This is a genomic window from Terrimonas alba, from assembly GCF_042434975.1.
GTDB lineage: Bacteria > Bacteroidota > Bacteroidia > Chitinophagales > Chitinophagaceae > Terrimonas_B > Terrimonas_B alba.
The window spans coordinates 424,270-445,054 of sequence record NZ_JBHMQM010000001.1 but is presented as its reverse complement, the minus strand read 5'-3'; the positions used below and the strand labels follow the sequence as shown (position 1 = coordinate 445,054).

Here is a 20,785-nt window from a genome sequence, read left to right as displayed (position 1 = left end):
CAAGTATAAATTTTAAAGTTTTTATTTATGAAATTTAATGTAATAAAATATATATGTGTCGTAATGTTGTCGGGGGTACTCTTGCTTTCATCAGGTTGTAAAAAATTCCTGGACGAACAGGATCCATCCAACTTAACTCCCGAAAGTTTTTATACAATACCGGAACACGCAGAAGCGGCTATCGCTGCCGTTTATGCCGATATGCGATTCTATGGTGGCGGTGCGGGTATTTTCTCTTCCAACTGGCAAATGCTGGAAGCGGTGACCGGTACTTCAACGACAGAAACAGCACAAAATGCGGATCTAAACAATCTGTACGCTCTTTCGTACGATGGGAATGTTGGGCATATTGTCAACTGGTGGAACGGATTGTATAAAGTGATTGCAAATGCCAATCTTGTTCTTGAGAAAGTTCCCCCGATCACGCCTATGGACGAAGCACAGAAGAAAAAGATCCTGGGTGAGGCAAAGTTTCTTCGCGCCTGGGCTTATTTTTATGCAGTTCGTTTATGGGGCGACATACCTTTAATGACAACAGTACCTAAAACCGTCGAAGATGAAAATTTTTTTCCTGCCCGTGCTCCACAGGAAGAAATTTATAATTTAATTGTCGAAGACCTTTTAGCGGCAGAGGCTGCCGGATTTCAATGGATGGATGCCACTGGTCGTGTATCATTAGCGGCTGTAAAATCACAATTGGCTAAGGTGTACCTGACCATGGCTGGTTATCCACTTAATAAAGGCGCCGCTCATTACAAGTTGGCAGCTGATAAAGCCTACGAAGTAATTTCTTATGCCAATGCAAATCCTGGTTCCATTAATTTGTTTAATACCTATGCAGAGGTGCATAGTGTAACAACAGAAAATAAACTGGAACATATTTTTGAACTCCAGTATTTGGCAGATGTTGCAGGTAATCCGATGGAAAACATGTTGCCAAACTTTAAACCAGTGACCGCATATGGGGCAAGTGGTACCGGAAGTTCGGTTCCCACACTATCATTCTATCAATCATACGAAGCCGGTGATTTACGGGCAAAAAACCAGGAAGGCTATTTCTATACCAGTTATTATAAAGATGGTAAAGGGGTGCCTTATGATCTGGGAGCGCCTTATATTTTTAAACATTTCAATGTAGTGGCATTTGGCAGCCCGGGTGTAGACGGAACGAAAAGAAATGACCTGAATGTACCGATGATCCGTTATGCAGAAGTTCTTTTGATGTATGCTGAAGCTAAGAATGAAGGTGGAGGTCCAGATCAAACGGCATACGATGCCTTTAAAAGAATCAGGGATAGAGCGCAGCTTACAACTCCGACTCTTGGATCTTATAACCAGGCTACTTTCCGCGAAGCTGTTTGGAAAGAACGCTGGCATGAGCTGTGTTATGAGGGAATTACCTGGTTTGATATGGTACGCCTGAGAAAAGTGTTTAATGAAACAACTAAGGGCTTCGATGATTTTGTGGGCCATGTCAATAAAAGTTCTAATCAAGCATTGCAGGAAAAACATTTGCTGATGCCTCTTGGTGTGCAAGAAATGTTGAACAATCCCAACTTAAAGCCGCAAAATCCAGGATACAATTAATCCGGATAAGATTTATAAGTTTATCAAAGCCGCCTCAATCACCAATTGCAGGCGGCTTTAATTTGTGATGGATAGGTAAGGAGAGATTTTGGTATACACGTCATCAGTTATAAGCATTATTTTTTTAAGATCTGCGATGGTAGAAAAGCTTCCATGCTCATTTCGGTAAGCAATGATAGCATTGGCGATGTTGTACCTGATATACGGATGTGATTTCAACTCATCTGGTGAAGCTGTATTGAGGCTGATTTTTTTTATACCACTATTATCCAACTTCAAATACGGTTTTATTTTTTGATAGGTGGAATCCGGCAAACCATATATTTCCCGGATTTGCTCAATTGAGTAGAACCCACCAAGCTTTTCCCTGAAGTTGACAATTCTCGCAGCCAGTTTACTACCTATACCCGGCAAGCTTATAAATGCGGATGTATCAGCGATGTTTATTTCAATAGGAGAGTGACCAGTTTTTGCAAAAGATTTGTTGGTAACAGGAAAATTGCTTTTGTCGGAAACTTCGTTTCTCTTTTCTGCCGATTCCGCCGGAATCTGAATATAAGGCTCCAATCTTTTATATTCATTTTGGCGCAAGCCATAAATCTTTTGCAAGTCTCCCTTTCTTTTAAATTGACCGCCTTTGCTTAAAAAATTCTGAATAGTATGGATTGTTTTGTCACGAAGCCCTAATTTCTTCCATTCTTCAGCTGAGATCTTATTTGGATCAAAAAAGAACAGGATGTTTGAAGAAGGCTGGTAATTGTTTTCCCGCCGGTCGTATTCATATCCGTAAGTATGATGGGTTTGATCACTGTCTTTGGAAGACTTATTAGTTTCTTCTAATTGTTTTACTGCAACTATCCACGAATTATCAGGGGGAGTAGAATTATTTCTATTTTTTGAGCTGAAGAAGATGGGGGAAATCATTATTAGAGACAGAACTACCAGCATTACAACGACTGCTATGCTTTCTTTCCTGGAGAAAGTAAGATAGTCCCTGACTATTTCTTTCCATCTCATCATGCCAATTTTTAAACAAATTAGAACTTGTCAAAAAGCGGGAAAAGCGTTTTTTAACGGAGTTTTTGGCGGGGTTTTTGACGGCAATTTTTTCTTGGCAGAGAAGTATAAATCCTTACCTTTGCAGTCCTTTATTTTGGCCAAAAATATTTTGACGTTCCAGATTACACTCAATTAATTGATTTTCACTGGCTTTTGTTTTGCAAAAAATAAGAGGTTGTGAGTGATTTGTACGTCCTGAATTCTTTAAAACCGGTTTTTCGCATATGTCTTCAACTAAATTGAATCAAAGGGTGGATTTTGGTAAGATTAAACACCTGGCCGAAACTCCAGACCTTCTTGAGGTGCAAATCCAGTCATTCAAAGAGTTTTTCCAGCTAGAAACAACGCCGGACAAACGTAATATCGAAGGTTTGTTCAGGGTGTTTAAGGACAATTTCCCGATTACGGATACCCGTAACATTTTCGTGCTGGAATTTCTTGACTACTTTATCGATCCGCCCCGTTACACAATTGAAGAGTGTATGGAACGCGGATTGACTTACGCCGTTCCCCTGAAAGCTAAACTGCGTTTGAGCTGTAATGATGAAGAGCACGTTGATTTCCAGACAATCGTTCAGGATGTGTTCCTGGGTAATATTCCTTACATGACTCCCCGTGGTACTTTCGTTATCAACGGTGCGGAACGTGTGGTGGTAAGCCAGTTGCACCGCTCTCCTGGTGTGTTCTTTGGTCAATCCATTCATCCCAACGGAACCAAAATTTATTCCGCCAGGGTAATTCCTTTCAAGGGAGCCTGGATGGAGTTTGCAACTGACATCAATAATGTGATGTATGCTTACATCGACCGGAAGAAAAAATTCCCCGTAACTACATTGTTGCGTTCTATCGGTTACGAGACAGACAAGGATATTCTTGAACTGTTTGGTATGGCCGATGAAGTAAAAACCGATAAAAAGACCTTAGAAAAATATATAGGTAAACGCCTTGCTGCCCGTGTGTTAAGAACATGGGTTGAAGATTTCGTAGATGAGGACACCGGCGAGGTTGTGTCAATCGAAAGAAATGAAATCGTGATGGAACGTGATACCGTTCTTGATGAAGAAGCCATTGATATCATTTCTGACATGGATTTGACTGGTGTATTTATTCAGCGGGAAGATGTAGGTGGTGATTATGCAATTATCTACAATACATTAAATAAGGATACATCTAACAGTGAGCTGGAAGCGGTTCAGTTTATCTATCGCCAATTACGTGGTGCTGATGCCCCCGATAATGAAACAGCCCGTGGTATTATCGATAAATTGTTCTTTAGCGACAAGCGTTATGATTTGGGTGAAGTAGGCCGCTACAAGATCAACCGCAAGTTGAACATAAACCAGCCACTTGATAAAAAGGTATTAACAAAGGAAGATATTATTTTAATCATTAAATACCTGGTGCGCCTGACAAATGGTAAGGCAGAGATTGATGATATCGATCACCTGAGCAATCGTCGTGTACGTACAGTGGGTGAGCAATTATACGCTCAATTCGGTGTTGGTTTGGCCCGTATGGCCAGAACCATTCGTGAAAGAATGAACGTACGGGATAATGAGGTATTTACCCCGGTTGACCTTATCAATGCCAGAACGCTTTCTTCTGTGATCAATTCCTTTTTTGGAACATCACAGCTGTCGCAGTTCCTGGATCAAACAAATCCATTATCAGAGATCACTCACAAACGTCGTATTTCAGCACTCGGACCAGGTGGTTTGAGCCGTGAAAGAGCCGGTTTCGAGGTGCGTGATGTTCACTACTCACACTATGGTCGTTTGTGTACGATTGAAACACCGGAAGGACCAAACATTGGTTTGATCTCTACACTTTGTGTACATGCCAAGATCAATGATATGGGCTTCATTGAAACGCCTTATCGTAGAGTAAGCGAAGGCAAGGTAAACATGAAGGAATTACAATTCCTGAGTGCCGAAGAGGAAGACCTTGCTAAAATTGCACAGGCAAATACACAGTTGGACGAGAAAGGAAACTTTGTCGAGGATAAGATCGTAAGCCGCGAAACGGGTGACTTCCCTATTCTGGACAAAAAGGACGTGGAATACATGGACGTAGCTCCGAACCAAATTGTTGGTTTGAGTGCTTCATTGATTCCTTTCCTTGAACATGATGATGCCAACCGTGCCCTGATGGGATCAAACATGCAACGCCAGGCCGTACCGCTTATCCGTGCTGATGTGCCTATCGTAGGTACAGGTTTGGAAGCAAAAGCTGCCCGCGATGCAAGGATCCAGATCCACGCAGAAGGTGATGGTATAGTAGAGTTCGTCGATGCCAATGAAATTCATGTTCGCTACGATCGTGATGCAGAAGAAAAACTGGTAAGTTTTGAAGAAGATCTGCGGGTATATAAATTAACCAAGTTCATTAAGACCAACCAGGAAACTTGCATTAACCTGAACCCTGCTGTGAAGAAAGGGCAGAAGGTGAAAAGAGGCGACTTCCTGACCGAAGGATATGCCACACAAAATGGTGAGCTGGCATTGGGTAAAAACCTGAAAGTGGCATTTATGCCATGGAAGGGTTACAACTTTGAGGATGCCATTGTTATCAGTGAAAGAGTGGTGCGGGAAGATATGTTTACTTCCGTTCATATTTCAGAGTATGAGTTGGAGGTGCGTGATACTAAATTGGGTGAAGAAGAACTGACACCAGATATTCCTAACGTTTCTGAAGAAGCGACTAAGGATCTGGACGAAAATGGTATTATTCGCATCGGTGCCACCATCAATGAAGGTGATATCCTGATCGGTAAGATAACACCTAAGGGTGAAAGTGACCCTACCCCGGAAGAAAAACTCTTGCGTGCCATCTTTGGTGACAAAGCCGGTGATGCAAAAGATGCTTCTTTGAAAGCACCGAATGGAGTAGAAGGTGTGGTGATCGGTAAGAAACTGTTCCAGAGAGCGAAGAAAGATAAAAACGCTAAAGTAAGAGAAAGAGCAGCCATGGATAAGTTGGAAAAAATCCATGAAAAGAACGAAGCTGACCTGATGGAAGTGCTATTGGAAAAGCTGACTACATTATTGAAAGATCATGTTTCAGCCGGTGTGAGCAATAACTTTGGCGAAATACAGATTGGAAAAGGAGCTAAGTTCACTGCTAAAAACCTGACTGGTTTGGATTATGCCAATATCAATCCATTGGGTTGGACAGGCGACAAGAAAGTGGACGACCAGATCAACATCCTGCTACACAACTATAACATCAAGTACAACGAAGAGCTCGGTCGTTACAAGAGAGAAAAATTCAACATATCAATCGGTGATGAACTACCTGCCGGTGTATTGAAGCTTGCTAAAGTTTATCTCGCTGTCAAACGTAAGTTGAAAGTGGGAGATAAAATGGCTGGTCGTCACGGTAACAAAGGTATTGTGGCGAAAATCGTTCGTGCAGAAGATATGCCATTCCTTGAAGATGGAACGCCTGTTGACGTAGTATTGAACCCCTTGGGTGTACCTAGCCGTATGAACCTGGGGCAGATCTATGAAACGGTATTGGGTTGGGCTGGAGAAAAACTGGGAATGAAATTCTCAACGCCAATTTTTGATGGTGCTACCACCGATGAAATTGCCAGTTACATCGAAAAGGCTGAGCTTCCTAAATTCGGACATACCTACTTGTATGATGGCGAAACCGGTGAACGTTTTCACCAGAAAGCAACAGTTGGTATCATCTATGTGATCAAACTGCACCACATGGTTGATGATAAGATGCATGCCCGTTCAATCGGACCATACAGCTTGATCACTCAACAACCATTGGGTGGTAAAGCTCAATTCGGTGGTCAGCGTTTCGGTGAGATGGAAGTGTGGGCTCTGGAAGCTTATGGTGCATCCAATATCCTGCAGGAGTTGCTGACATTGAAATCAGATGACATCATTGGTCGTGCGAAAACGTATGAAGCCATTGTAAAAGGTGACAACATTCCAAGACCAGGTGTTCCTGAATCATTCAATGTATTGGTGCATGAGCTTCGCGGTTTAGGTCTTGACCTCAAGTTTGAATAATTATAAAAGTTTGTAGTCGGCAGTTGGCAATTTGCAGTAACTGTCGACTGCAAATTGTCAACTGCAAAGTGATAGTTGAATAGTGAACCGAACGCTGAAGTGTGCGACGCAACAGATGATGAGTAGTGTTGATGCAGTTCGGCTCCGCTCACTACTGGTAACAAAATCAAATAACAAGAAATCAGAAATAAACATGGCATTCAAAAAAGAAAATCGCCCCAGAGCAACATTTTCAAAGATCACCATCGGCCTGGCTTCCCCGGATACGATCCTGGAAAGAAGTTACGGTGAAGTGTTGAAGCCTGAAACTATTAACTATCGTACATACAAACCTGAAAGGGATGGTTTGTTTTGCGAAAGAATATTTGGTCCCGTTAAGGACTATGAATGCGCCTGCGGTAAGTATAAGCGTATCCGTTACAAGGGTATCGTGTGCGACCGTTGTGGTGTAGAAGTGACTGAGAAGAAAGTTCGTCGTGAGAGAATGGGTCACATTAAGTTGGTTGTACCGGTTGTTCACATCTGGTACTTCAAATCACTGCCTAATAAAATTGGTTACCTGTTGGGTGTAAGCTCTAAGAAATTAGAGACTATAGTTTACTACGAACGATTTGTGGTAATCCAATCAGGTATCCGTGCTGATAAAGGTCAAAATGTTGGTGATCTGCTTACAGAAGAAGAGTACCTCGACATCCTGGAAACTTTGCCAAAAGATAACCAGTATTTGCCTGATGATGATCCAAACAAGTTCATCGCTAAGATGGGTGCGGAGGCTGTGCATGATATGTTACAACGTATCGACCTGGATCAGTTGTCATTTGATCTGCGTAATGCGGCTGCTACCGAAACTTCTCAGCAACGTAAAGCTGATGCATTAAAACGCTTAAGTGTTGTGGAAGCTTTCCGCGATGCGAATACAAGAATTACCAACCGTCCTGAATGGATGGTAATGCAATATATCCCTGTTATTCCGCCGGAACTGCGTCCGTTAGTGCCGCTGGATGGTGGTCGTTTTGCATCTTCTGATCTGAATGATTTGTATCGTCGCGTTATTATTCGTAATAACCGCTTGAAAAGATTGTTAGAGATCAAAGCTCCGGAGGTTATTCTTCGTAACGAAAAACGTATGTTACAGGAAGCTATCGATAGCTTGTTTGATAACAGCCGTAAGTCGAATGCGGTAAAAGCTGAAGGTGGCCGTGCTTTGAAATCTCTGTCAGATGTATTGAAAGGTAAGCAAGGTCGTTTCCGTCAGAACCTGTTGGGTAAACGTGTTGACTACTCTGGTCGTTCGGTTATCGTGGTAGGTCCTGAAATGAAATTGCATGAGTGCGGTCTGCCAAAAGATATGGCAGCTGAACTTTTCAAACCATTTATCATCCGTAAGCTGATTGAAAGAGGCATTGTAAAAACAGTAAAATCTGCCAGAAAGCTCGTTGATAAAAAAGAAGCGATCGTTTGGGATATCCTCGAAAATATTTTGAAAGGACATCCGATCTTGTTAAACCGTGCCCCAACGCTGCACCGTTTGTCCATCCAGGCCTTTCAACCTAAGTTGATTGAAGGCAAAGCGATACAGCTGCACCCATTGGTAACTACGGCCTTCAACGCCGACTTCGACGGTGACCAAATGGCTGTTCACGTTCCATTGAGCAATGCCGCTGTTCTGGAAGCACAATTATTGATGCTGGCATCACACAACATCCTGAACCCGCAAAATGGTACACCTATTACTCTTCCTTCACAGGACATGGTACTCGGTCTGTACTATATTTCAAAAGGTAAAAGATCAACTGAAACTGAAAAAGTAAGAGGAGAGGGCAAAGCCTTCTACTCAAATGAAGAAGTGATCATTGCCTACAACGAAGGTGTTGTTGATCTGCACGCATGGATCAAAGTAAAAGCAAACATCCGCAATGCTGATGGCCTGCTTGAACATAAATTAATTGAAACAACAGTAGGTCGTGTGATCTTTAACCAACACGTTCCTGCAGAAGTTGGCTTTGTAAATGCATTGCTGACAAAGAAGAATCTTCGTGACATCATTGGTGATATCATTGAAACTACCAATGTTCCGAAGACAGCGAAATTCCTTGATGATATCAAGCAGCTTGGATTCCGTACAGCCTTCCAGGGTGGTTTGTCATTCAGCATCAATGACCTCATCATTCCTGATATTAAAGAAGAGTTGCTGGAAAATGCAAAAGGTGAAGTAGATGAGGTTTGGGATAACTACAATATGGGTCTTATCACAAACAATGAAAGATATAACCAAACTGTAGATATCTGGAGCCGCGTCGATACAAGAATTACTGAAACACTGATCCGTGAATTGAGCAGCGATAAGCAAGGTTTCAACTCTGTTTACATGATGCTGGATTCCGGGGCCCGTGGTTCTAAACAACAGATCAAACAGCTGGCAGGTATCAGGGGATTGATGGCGAAGCCAAGAAAATCCGGTTCTACTGGTTCTGAGATCATTGAAAATCCAATTCTTTCCAACTTTAAGGGCGGATTGAATGTATTGGATTACTTTATCTCTACCCACGGTGCCCGTAAAGGTCTGGCCGATACAGCCCTTAAAACAGCGGATGCCGGTTACCTGACACGTCGTTTGGTTGACGTAGCACAGGATGTCGTTATCACCGAAGAAGATTGCGGCACACTCCGTGGTATCGCTACTTCAGCACTGAAAGATAACGAAGATGTCATCGAGCCATTGGCAGATAGAATTGCTGGCCGTATTTCATTGCATGATGTTTACGATTTGCAGAACGATGTATTGATCGTTGCTGGTGGTGATGAAATAACTCCTGCTATTGCCAAGAGAATTGAAGATGCGGGTATTGAGACGATCGAAATACGTTCAGTATTGACTTGCGAAAGCAAACGTGGATGTTGCGTTAAATGCTATGGTAAAAACCTGGCTAGCGGTATCCTTGCTCAAAAAGGTGATGCAGTAGGTATCATCGCTGCGCAGTCAATCGGTGAGCCTGGTACACAGCTTACACTTCGTACCTTCCACGTGGGTGGTGTGGCTGGTTCTGCTACTGTAGACTCTACATTGACCGCTAAGTTTGATGGTACTATCCAGTTTGATGGTTTGCGTACCGTAACAACTGAAAATAATGAAGGTGAAAAAGTTCAGATCGTAATTGGTCGTACAGGAGAGGTTCGTATCATCGATACCAAGAATGACCGCCTGATGATCACCAATAACATTCCTTATGGTTCTACCCTGATGGTAAAAGACGGTCAGAAGGTAAGTAAGGGTGATGTGATTTGTACATGGGATCCATTCAACAATGTTATCGTTGCGGAAGTAAACGGTGTGTTGAAATTTGAAAACGTTATCGAGGGCGTTACCTATCGTGAAGAATCAGACGAACAGACTGGTCACCGTGAGAAAGTGGTTATCGAAACCCGTGATAAAACGAAGATTCCTTCAATCGTAGTAGAAGGCAAAGAAAATAAATCTTACAACCTGCCTACCGGTAGCCATATCATTCCTGACGAAGGTGATGATGTAAAAGCCGGACAGGTAATTGTGAAAATACCCCGCGTACTCGGTAAATTGAGGGATATCACCGGAGGTCTGCCTCGTGTTACAGAGTTGTTCGAAGCAAGAAATCCAAGCAACCCTGCTGTAGTTTCTGAAATCGATGGCGTGGTAACAATGGGTGCTATCAAGCGTGGTAACCGTGAGATCATCATTGAAGCAAAAGATGGCGTTCAAAAGAAATACCTGGTGCCGTTGACGAGACAGATCCTGGCACAAGATGGCGACTTTGTAAAAGCTGGTTCACCATTGAGCGATGGGCAGACATCACCACAGGATATACTTTCTATCCAGGGGCCATTTGCAGTGCAACAGTATGTGGTAAATGAGATCCAGGAAGTATATCGTTTACAGGGTGTGAAGATCAATGATAAACACATCGAGGTGATTGTTCGCCAGATGATGCGTAAAGTAAGCATTGTTGATCCGGGTGATACACGATTCCTTGAAGATGATTCTGTAGATAAATTTGAATTCGTAGAAGAGAACGATTACATCTTTGATAAGAAGGTAGTGACCGAAATAGGAGATTCCACTAAGCTTCGTGCAGGCCAAATCGTAACACTGCGTGAAGTAAGAGAAGAAAACTCTGTACTCCGCAGAAACGATAAGAAGCTGGTTGAATATCGCGACGCACAACCTGCGACATCTTCTCCAACATTGTTAGGTATCACAAAAGCATCTCTGGGTGTTCAAAGCTGGATATCTGCAGCATCATTCCAGGAAACAACCAAAGTATTGTCATCAGCTGCCATCCATGGTAAGACAGATGATATGCTTGGCCTGAAAGAGAATGTTATCACAGGTCACCCGATCCCTGCTGGTACTGGTCTGCGTGAGTTCGAGAACATGATTGTAGGTAGCAAGGAGGAGTACGAATTGCTGCAAACAACACGTGAGGCAATGGCCTTTGATGAAGAAGAGTAAGTCAATCGACAATATGCAATAGGCAATAGCACTTTGCAAATTGATAAATAAATCAGGGAGTGAGGTAATCTTGCTCCCTTTTTTGCAATTTGACTATTGCCAATTGCTTATTTTTCCTTGCTGTTAACTGTTTCATAAAGTAACCTGAATCCTTATATTTGCCCACCTATTCATCATTAATTTGCATACATGAAAAATGGTTTGTTGGTTTGGAATATAGTATTGACGCTGCTTGTCGGTTATCTGCTATTTGCTCAGTTGAACAAAAAAGGAACTGTTGTTTCAGGCAATAAAAATGTAAACAGAGATTCAAATGTTGTTAATGCAGGTTTTCGCATTGCCTACTTTGAAATGGATTCAGTAGAAAACCATTTCAACATGGTGAAGGACATTAAAGCAGAGATAGCAAAGAAAGATGAAGAGTATACCAATAGCCTGGGCAAACTTGATGCTACATACAGAAACAAGATCCAGGAATACCAGCAGAAGGAAAAAAGCGGCACCATGGTGCAAGCCGATTATGAAAAGGCACAGGTTGAACTCAGGCAACTGGAGGACAGGTTAAAAAATATGAAGCAGGAGCTGGATCAGCAGTACCAGGATTTTGTAATGCGGAAAAACCTGGGTGTTAAAAAGAAGATCGAAGATTTTTTGACAGAGTATAACAAAACACAGGGATATTCCTATATCGTAGCTTTTGAGCAGGGTTTATTTTATTATAAGGATTCTGCTTACAATATCACGAGTGATGTCATAAAGGGACTCAACGAAGAGTATAAAGACAAAAAAGATTAGGCAGTAATTTTCCTGTAATAATCCTTCCACTTCCCGGAAGGATTTTTTTTGTTCTTTTCTTTTGCAACGGAAATGAAGTGAAATACTTATCTTGATAAATAAAAAAATTGCATGGCAGAGCATTCCACTTCTTTTAAACAGTCCTTAGGCCTGGTAGATGCAACAATGATTGTGGCGGGTTCAATGATTGGCTCCGGTATTTTTATCGTCAGCGCTGATATGCTGAAGGATCTCGGATCGGCAGGCTGGCTTATTGCTGCATGGCTGATCACTGGCTTTATGACACTAACTGCGGCACTTAGTTATGGAGAATTAAGTGCCATGTTTCCAAAGGCAGGCGGCCAGTATGTGTATTTAAAAGAAGCGTATAATCCATTTATCGGGTTTCTGTATGGCTGGAGTTTTTTCGCCGTCATTCAAACAGGAACTATTGCTGCAGTTGCCGTGGCTTTTGCCAAATTCTTAGGTTACCTGGCACCCGGCTTGGGAGATGGAAATGTTTTATGGCAGAGTTCAGGTAGTTTTAAAATAACCGCTGCGCAGTTGGTAGGAATTGCGCTGATCATTCTGCTGACCTATATCAATACAAAGGGCATTAAAACCGGTAAGATCATTCAAACGAGTTTTACCACGGCAAAGTTGCTTGCCTTGTTTGGCCTTATTGCTTTTGGTTTTTTTATAGCAGCCAACTGGGATGTATGGAATCAAAACTGGACCAATGCCTGGGAAATAAAGCAGCATGCAAGCCGTAGCAATTCACCCGGCGTCACGGATACATGGTTGCCGCTTACAGGTGTCGTTGCCCTCGGTGCTATTGCTTCAGCAATGGTGGGAAGTATTTTCAGCAGTGATGCATGGAATAATGTGACCTTTATTGCAGGAGAAGTAAAGAACCCTAAGCGGAATATTGGCCTTAGCCTGTTTTTGGGTACATTGATCGTTACAATTATATACGTCACTACCAACCTGATGTATATTTCAGTATTACCAGTGAATGAACTGGCTTTTGCAAAAGACAACCGCATCGCCTTATCAGTATCCAATGAGATATTTGGCAGCAATGGTACCATTATCCTGGCCTTGCTGATCATGGTGTCCACGTTTGGTTGTAATAACGGACTGATCCTGGCAGGGGCAAGGGTATATTATACAATGGCAAAAGACAAATTGTTTTTTCAAAAAACCGGCGAGCTGAATAAAAACGCGGTTCCCGAATATGCATTGTGGATACAATGCCTGGTAGCCTGCATACTTTGCCTGAGTGGAAAATATGGCGATCTGCTCGACATGGTTTCTTTTGTTGTAGTATTATTTTATGTGCTTACAATCATCGGCATTTTTATACTGCGTAAAAAACGTCCGGATGCAGAGCGGCCTTATAAGGCATTTGGTTATCCGGTATTGCCTGCCATCTATATTCTTATGGGAATTGCCTTTTGTTTGTTGATGATAAAATACAAACCTCAATACACCTGGCCGGGGTTGATCATCGTATTAATAGGTATTCCTCTTTATTACATCGCTGTTTTCTCAAAGAAAAAGGAAGAGTTGTCTTCCTGATATGAAGGTGGTCTTTCTTTTTATGTTCTGAGTTCATCACGACAGAATTTGTGACCGTTGCCGGTTTACTGTTGTCAAATAAAAGCCTTCTTGTATTGGCTTTTATCTAAGCATCGTTAAAAAAACTTGGAAATTCTTCCTGTATAAAATAGCTAATTTCGACAGCTGATAGTAACAAATATGTCAAGATATTCACTGGCCATACATGGCGGCGCCGGCACTATTTTAAAAGAAGATATGACTTCCGATCTTGAAGCGGCATATCTAACAGGATTGGAGGAAGCTTTATCAGCAGGTTATGCCGTATTGGAAAAAGGAGGGACTGCGGTGAATGCAGTAAAGGCGGCGGTTGTTGTGCTGGAAGATAATATACTTTTCAATGCAGGCCGCGGTTCTGTGTTTACAAAGAAGGGATTGCAGGAAATGGATGCTGCCATCATGGAAGGCCGCACGTTAAATGCGGGTGCTGTTGCCGGTGTAAGGAATGTACGTAATCCGATCGAGTTGGCTACCGAAGTAATGAATCATAGCAATCATGTTTTTCTGAGTGGGAAAGGAGCCAATGATTTTGCGATCAAACAGGGCATTAAGTTGGAACCCGATGAATTTTTCTTCAGCCAGTTTCGTTATGATCAATGGAAAGCGATCCGGGATTCTGATACTTATTCGCTGGATCATACACACCAGGAATTGGAAGAGTTGATGCGGGATAAAAAGTTTGGAACGGTTGGAGCTGTTGCCTGTGATATGGAAAGCAATATTGCAGCAGCAACGAGTACAGGTGGAATGACTAATAAAAAATATGGCCGTATCGGTGACAGCCCTTTAATCGGTGCTGGTACTTACGCCAATAATAAAACCTGTGCTATCAGTTGCACAGGCCATGGCGAACCATTTATCCGTGGCGTTGCGGCATATGATGTCAGCTGCCTGATGGAATATAAAGCAATGAGCCTTGAGGAAGCGATGAACATAGTAGTGAATGAAAAACTGATCAAACTGGAAGGTGAAGGTGGAATGATCGGCGTGGATGCACTGGGCAATACAGCTATGATATTTAACAGTGCAGGAATGTACAGAGCGATGATAAACAGTATTGGAGAGAAAGAAGTGGCAATATACAGGTAGAACCACGATTGGAAGATTCAAAAGGGTTTAAGAGGAGATAATGTATTTAAGGATTAACCCGAACCTATTAAATCAATAGGTTCTGCTATAGTTGAAAAAAGAAAAATAGTATAGTAAAATATAAGTTAGTTCCGCATCGGGAAACCAACACCAATAGTAAATCCTATATAACTAAGGTTTGAAATATCATCCAGTTTATAAGGGATAAAAGTATAATTCACACCAAGATTCAAACCGACTTCTCCTCCCTTTTTAAAAGGAATATAAACACCTGCCGAAGGCCTTGCGGCAAAACTAATTTTATTGGTTTCGTTGGGGTATTCACCCACATATTGTTTGTTGAGAACAGCGGCTCCACCAGCTCCAGCACTCACATAAGGTTGTATAGTTCCCCCGGGCATGAAATTATATCGTGCAGTTGCCAGGAAAGGAATAGTTTGAACAGAATTGGTGATCACTGCAGAAATATCACTGCCGTCAGATAGTTTATAAAGCCCTCTTGGGAATTTTTGATAGAAGTCCTGGAAGCCCACGTTTAAACCTATGCCCAGTTGGTCATTGACCCCATATAAAATAGAGATATCTACTCCACGTAATGATGTCTTGTCTACAAGGTCCTTGAATTGACCCATGGGAGTAGCTCCGGCGATGCTCGCAGTCATTCTCACTTCTCCCTGCTGCGCAGCTACACTCATCACTATTAAGAATGGTGCTATTAAGACAGGAAGTATTTTAAATATTTTCATTGTTATATTTTTAGTTGTGTCAGGTTCTTCTTTATCCCGGATACCAAAGCTTACTTTGCTATATAAGGGGATTGTTGAAATAAAGCCTGGGCATGTTTTGACGCCCTTGCAACCGTAAAAGTGCCGCTGCCGCGAACCAATCCACTCCATACCTGGCGCAATTGATTATTGCTTGCAGCATTTTTCAGATCAAACATATCCACTGCCGCGCCACCCTCAGTTACAGTATAAGTTCCGTATACCGGCGGAAAATAATAATCATAACCCGGATAGCCCCAATAATAGGGATCCCAGTAACCTCCGTAGCCACCCCAATAGGTGGAGTAATCGATGATGCCCGTGTAGTCATTATATATCCTGCTTAAGTTTATTCCCAGGTCAGGATTTTCACTATTTCCGACTCTTGTAAATCCCCGGCTTTGCATTTCAGCGGCAATTGCGTCGATAAAGGCAGCGTCATAATCTGTTCTTTCCCGGGCTACCAATTGGTTATTATCGATGACGGCAGCAGAATCCGCCAAATTAAAAGTGGCATAGGACGAAAAATTGACGGCGCCATCTTGCTTGGTAATATATAGGGGTTTTTCGTCCGGCTCCAGGTTATCCACCACATTTTTCGTACAGGATTGCAAAACCATGAACCCTGCTAAAACATAAAGAAGATTTTTGCTCACCATGGTAGTTGTATTTATAAAAGTATTACAAACACAATGCCTTTTTTTCACAGGCATAATATAAAATCAGCGTTCTATCTTTGCGCCCATGTTGAAATATGCGATCATAGTGGCCGGTGGCTCAGGTACCAGAATGGGTGAAAAATTGCCCAAGCAGTTTATCTTATTAAAAGACAAGCCAGTTCTTTATTATACCATCAAAACTTTTCTCGAAAGCTATGAAGACTTGCAGGTAGTCCTGGTGCTTCCGGTGGATTATATGGATATGGGGCGTGAGATCATTGACGCCTATTTTGATAAAGACCGGATTCGTATCACGGCAGGAGGCGATACCCGCTTTCAATCTGTAAAAAATGGATTGAAGTTGGTAGAGCAGGAGTCGATTATTTTTGTGCATGATGGGGTTCGATGCCTGTTGACTGAAAAACTAATTCATTCCTGTTATGAAAAAGCTGTAGAAACAGGTAGTGCCATTCCGGCCATTGCCAGCAAGGATAGCGTCCGCATATTGACTAACGAAGGCAATGATGCCATAGACCGAAATAAAGTAATGATGATTCAAACGCCGCAAACTTTTCATAGCAAAATTCTTTTGCCTGCCTACCAGATCGATTATAAAGACAAGTTTACCGATGAAGCAACGGTAGTTGAAGCTTTCGGATTAAAGGTTTCGTTGGTAGAAGGAGAGGAAACGAATATCAAAATGACAAGACCGCTTGATCTGATGATAGCTGAGAGGATTATTGAGAGCAGAGGTCGGAGATCTGAAGTCTGAGGTTGATGCTATTAGAATATTCTTGTTATGTTGCCGCCTCTTGGTCTTTGACTTCCGACTTCATACAGCTGACATCATTTCTTCAGCCATTTTAGATAAAAAGGAAGCTCGTTCAATTTTATTGCAGCATAATTTTCTTCAACAGCGCCGAAGCTGCTATAGAAAAAGGCCAGGTTTCTGATATCAGATCCTTCGAAATCCAGCAACATTTTTTTTCCCGCATGATCTTTTATAAATGCATCGACCAGCATGTGAGAAGCGCCTATAGTCCGGCCATTGGGATGATTACCCACTAGTATATAATAAGCCCGGTTGTGCGAAAAAAAGAAGACAGCAGATGCGATCAATTCATTGTTGTTTGAGTGAACACCATAAGTTGTGGCCTGGCCTCTTTTTTCCAGGTAATCATACAACCGGCAAAACCGTTCCATATTGTCAGCCGATTCTTTTGAGTAAGTTCTCATTTGCTCTTTTGCCAAGGTTACTACCTGCTTCACATCAAAGCCTTTTACGACTTTACAACCCAACTGTTCGGCTTTTTTAATGTTGCGTTGAATATTTTCCCTATAGTTTCTATACAGTTCCCGGTAAGTTTTATCAAGATCTAACACATAGTTCTTTCGCTGGTAAAGCGAGAAATTTTGTAGCGGAAAAACATTCTGGTGGTTAAGATAAATGTCCCAAAAACGAAATGTTTTAGGAATGGCGTACAGGAAGGCTTCCACTAATTGAGCAGACATATTTGGACCAAAAATGCCCAATTGTGCTGTAATAAAAGGCTGATACAAATAGCTAATACCAAACTTACGATTCCAGGCTAATGGCATTACTACCTCATAGTCGTTTAAAACCAAAGCCAACCAATGTTTTGCCATGTGATCGAGGTAATAAGTATAAGCATATATCAAACCGTTTGGCGAATGGGTTATACAATGGTCCCACTTTTCGATATCAATTTTATCCCGTTGGATATATCGTATTGAAAGATTGTTACCCATCAAAGAATAAAATTGCGATTTAATTTTTTCAAACTGAAACCGGAAACGTTGATGGAAAAAGAAATTGTTTTCAGAAACCGATTCTTCTTGTCCAGTGTGGATTTGATATAGTCTTTATAAACTTTGCTGTAAACAAGCGGAGCATACACATTGATCAACCCTTTAAAAAGAGGCAGTTGGATACCGGCGTCAAAAAGAAAGCGGTCCTCCGTTGAATTTTTTTTCCAGGCATCGCTGTGCGTACCTATGTCAACAAATAGCTTTAGCGGAATTTTGACTGGCAGGACACTAAGCGGATTAACATTAGATGGAATTGAGGTAACCAAATTAAGAGCCACCAGCCAATCATCTGTCCTTCCAATTTTATCTGCCAATAAATCTGTTCTCACTTTAAAGGCCCCATCCCGCATCATAATCTGTTGACTGGCTATCCCTTCAAATTCATTACGGCCCACAAAATAATCGCTGTAGGTATAATCCTCATAGCCATTTGGCCCGGTCATGTTTAAGTGGTAGCGATCGGTTTCAAATTGCTTTGTAAATGTTTTTGGCGACGTATAGAAAAATTTTCCGGCAAACAGTCGTGTCTCCAGACCGCCTTCCCTGGCATAATTAAAGAAATAATGCCCGGTAAAAGCAGTTCTTACAAAATCCTTTCCCTGTTCTATTTTCAGTTCGCCGCTATAGGGGTATAAGGCCCGGTTATTTTCTACAACAAAACGAAGCTGATTTAATGTCCTGTTCTCATTTACCTTTCTGATCTTTGTCTGAATGGTAGTATCATTTGATGGGCTTATCATTGTATCACGATAAAAGTTCAACGATTGCTCATTGATAAGAAAAGTTTTAAACTGGAAAAAACGGGTAAGATCGCTTCGGGGATTGGATTGTTTCAGTACAAATTTTATAGACGGGACGATTTTATAAAAAGAAGAAAATGTTTTGTTTCCTGCTGAATCGGTAAACCGGTTTATGTTAAACGTTGATCCGTTGATGCCGAGGTTTATTTTCTCAAAAATACCAGTTGGATAAAATGAATAATTAATAAGTCCTGTTCCTGTTAAAGTCTTAGAGCCGGTCGCAAACATAGGCGAAAGAAAAAACTGAAGGCGTGAAGGTGGAAGTTTATAATTGGTTATAAAGGCGCCAATCATTAGCTTGTCATAGCTGTTAAAGCCAGGTAAGGGACCGAATCCAATTATATTTTTAGACGGGTGATTAATATAATCAGCAAATGATTTAGGGCTGGCTATGAAAATGGATTTTGTACCTTTTCGTAATTGTGAAGGCAGCACACCTTTTTTATCCAATAAAATAAAAAAGGTATCCAGGTTTTGCTTGCTGCTTTCTTCAAAGACCATTTTAAAATCAGCAGGCTGCGGATGTTTATTTTGCCATTTTATATAATATTCCTGCATAGCCTTGTCAAATGCGGTCTTACCCAGTTTCTCTTCCAGCCATTCCAACCAGGCGCCAGTTTTATAATAAGCAACTAATCCATAATTGACATGATTAAAATCTTCGCTGGCCGTGTTGATGGGCTGATCTTTTTTTATAGCTGCCTTTGTCTCAAATAAAATCCGCTCTGTACTTTTTATACTTACACCAGATTTGCCAACATTTATCTCACCCTTGTTGCCATACTTCCATTCGCTATAGCGATTATCATAAAACGAATTTAAACCTTCATCAAGCCATGGGTATTTTCGCTCATTGCTTCCCAAAGCGCCATAAAACCAATTGTGGCCTATTTCGTGGGCAATAGTATAATCTAATATTTTTTCATCCGGTGTTGGAGAAATGACCGTAATGGTTGGATACTCCATTCCACCGCCAAAACTTTCAGGTCCCTGCACAACACTGACTACTGAATAAGGATAACTGCCGATCCAGTCACTTCTTGTTTGTAAAGCATTCTTTGCAAAGTCAAGGCTATTGGCCCAATATTTCTCTTGTGGGGTAGTGTAGTAACAGTAGACATCTATTATTTTGCCTGATTGTAAAATACAGGTGTCATGCTTTACAATAAAACGTTTGTCCGCAAACCATGCAAAATCATGGACATTTTCCTGCTTATACCGAAGTGTTTTTAGCTCTGCTGATGAAGCAGGAAATTTCTGAACAATGGTCTTATAAGTTCCACCTCTTTTTATTTTTTTTCGCAATGGTTGCCAGTTAAACGACGATCTGTTTTTCAGCCATTCTTTCTCTTCTTCATTCTGCAGTTGGCCTGTAGCGGCGACAACATAATTTTCCGGCAACGTGATGCTTACATCGTAGTTGCCAAATTCGCTATAAAACTCTCCCTGGTCCAGGTAGGGCATCGGGTGCCATCCATCTTTATCATATACTGCCGGTTTAGGATACCATTGTGTCACCTGGTAGCTGTCTCCATCATGTCCGCTTCTCGAAAAATTATAAGGAAGTTGTACATGAAAGGGGGTGGTGATCGTTATTTTTTGTCCAGGTGAAAGAGGAGAGGGGAGATTTAATTTTAAGATATCAATATGTTGCGGATGATCTTCTGTTTTCGCAGTAATATTATCTACTTTAAAATCCAACCGGTTGATATAGCCTTTTTGCTCCTTATCAGAAAAGTAAAATTTGGTATTGCCGTTTTTTAAGAGTTGATCACTAAAGGCTGTCTTATCTGTTTTATAAGCGTTGGGCCAGGTATGAAACCAGATATAAGTAAGTGTGTCGGGTGAATTGTTGATATATTCAATTTTTTCAAACCCGGTTAAAGAATGTTCTTTATCATTGAGTGAAACATTGACCTGGTAGTTCACCTGTTGTTGCCAGTACTGAGCGGAGCCGGGGGTTTGGCACTGAGCCTGTCGAAGTGTGGCAGTTAATAGCTGACCGTTAAAGAGAAACAAAGCAATGAGAAGTTTCTTCACCAGGATTCGTTTTTTTCAAAAATAGAATCTAAAATCTGCAATCACAAAC

Annotated in this window: 12 protein-coding genes; 7 read left to right on the top strand and 5 right to left on the bottom strand. The window is 41.5% G+C overall.

The window, feature by feature from the left end; all coding sequences use genetic code 11:
* Window positions 1–27: 27 nt before the first annotated feature.
* A complete protein-coding gene (locus ACFEL9_RS01875) occupies window positions 28–1,587 on the top strand; it encodes a RagB/SusD family nutrient uptake outer membrane protein (protein WP_385885631.1) in 1,560 nt (519 codons plus the stop codon).
* Window positions 1,588–1,644: 57 nt separating this feature from the next.
* Here the strand turns inward: ACFEL9_RS01875 and ACFEL9_RS01870 are convergent, their stop codons facing one another.
* The gene (locus ACFEL9_RS01870) at window positions 1,645–2,604 is read right to left on the bottom strand and encodes a ComEA family DNA-binding protein (protein ID WP_385885629.1); all 960 of its coding nucleotides are present in this window, start codon (window positions 2,602–2,604) and stop codon (window positions 1,645–1,647) included.
* Between the two features lie 266 nt (window positions 2,605–2,870).
* Between ACFEL9_RS01870 and rpoB the strand changes: the two genes are divergently transcribed.
* The 5 genes from rpoB (at window position 2,871) to ACFEL9_RS01845 (ending at window position 14,643) form a co-directional block, all read left to right on the top strand.
* Complete coding sequence (gene rpoB / locus ACFEL9_RS01865) at window positions 2,871–6,674, top strand: DNA-directed RNA polymerase subunit beta (protein WP_385885627.1); 3,804 nt, start codon at window positions 2,871–2,873, stop codon at window positions 6,672–6,674.
* Between the two features lie 193 nt (window positions 6,675–6,867).
* Window positions 6,868–11,160 (top strand): DNA-directed RNA polymerase subunit beta', encoded by a 4,293-nt coding sequence (gene rpoC / locus ACFEL9_RS01860; RefSeq protein WP_385885625.1) that lies wholly within the window; start codon window positions 6,868–6,870, stop codon window positions 11,158–11,160.
* A 189-nt stretch (window positions 11,161–11,349) separates the two neighbouring features.
* Window positions 11,350–11,955, top strand: coding sequence for an OmpH/Skp family outer membrane protein (locus ACFEL9_RS01855; protein WP_385885623.1), 606 nt, complete (start codon window positions 11,350–11,352; stop codon window positions 11,953–11,955).
* A gap of 111 nt (window positions 11,956–12,066) precedes the next feature.
* Window positions 12,067–13,515: an APC family permease gene (locus ACFEL9_RS01850; protein WP_385885621.1), complete on the top strand. Its 1,449-nt coding sequence runs from the start codon at window positions 12,067–12,069 to the stop codon at window positions 13,513–13,515.
* Window positions 13,516–13,695: 180 nt separating this feature from the next.
* Window positions 13,696–14,643 carry an isoaspartyl peptidase/L-asparaginase family protein gene (locus tag ACFEL9_RS01845; protein WP_385885619.1) on the top strand — a complete coding sequence of 316 codons (948 nt, stop codon included), beginning with the start codon at window positions 13,696–13,698 and terminating at the stop codon, window positions 14,641–14,643.
* Between the two features lie 125 nt (window positions 14,644–14,768).
* Here ACFEL9_RS01845 and ACFEL9_RS01840 read toward each other — a convergent pair whose 3' ends face one another.
* Both ACFEL9_RS01840 and ACFEL9_RS01835 read right to left on the bottom strand, forming a co-directional pair.
* A complete protein-coding gene (locus ACFEL9_RS01840) occupies window positions 14,769–15,389 on the bottom strand; it encodes an outer membrane beta-barrel protein (protein WP_385885617.1) in 621 nt (206 codons plus the stop codon).
* A gap of 50 nt (window positions 15,390–15,439) precedes the next feature.
* The gene (locus tag ACFEL9_RS01835) at window positions 15,440–16,066 is read right to left on the bottom strand and encodes a DUF4136 domain-containing protein (protein WP_385885615.1); all 627 of its coding nucleotides are present in this window, start codon (window positions 16,064–16,066) and stop codon (window positions 15,440–15,442) included.
* Between the two features lie 85 nt (window positions 16,067–16,151).
* Between ACFEL9_RS01835 and ACFEL9_RS01830 the strand changes: the two genes are divergently transcribed.
* Window positions 16,152–16,838, top strand: coding sequence for a 2-C-methyl-D-erythritol 4-phosphate cytidylyltransferase (locus tag ACFEL9_RS01830; protein ID WP_385885613.1), 687 nt, complete (start codon window positions 16,152–16,154; stop codon window positions 16,836–16,838).
* Window positions 16,839–16,912: 74 nt separating this feature from the next.
* On the opposite strand, the gene ACFEL9_RS01825 is transcribed toward ACFEL9_RS01830, so the two are convergent.
* Window positions 16,913–17,836 carry a GNAT family N-acetyltransferase gene (locus tag ACFEL9_RS01825; RefSeq protein ID WP_385885611.1) on the bottom strand — a complete coding sequence of 308 codons (924 nt, stop codon included), beginning with the start codon at window positions 17,834–17,836 and terminating at the stop codon, window positions 16,913–16,915.
* Window positions 17,836–20,736 (bottom strand): M1 family metallopeptidase, encoded by a 2,901-nt coding sequence (locus ACFEL9_RS01820; RefSeq protein WP_385885609.1) that lies wholly within the window; start codon window positions 20,734–20,736, stop codon window positions 17,836–17,838. Before ACFEL9_RS01820 ends, ACFEL9_RS01825 begins: the two co-directional genes overlap by 1 nt.
* Window positions 20,737–20,785 lie beyond the last annotated feature (49 nt).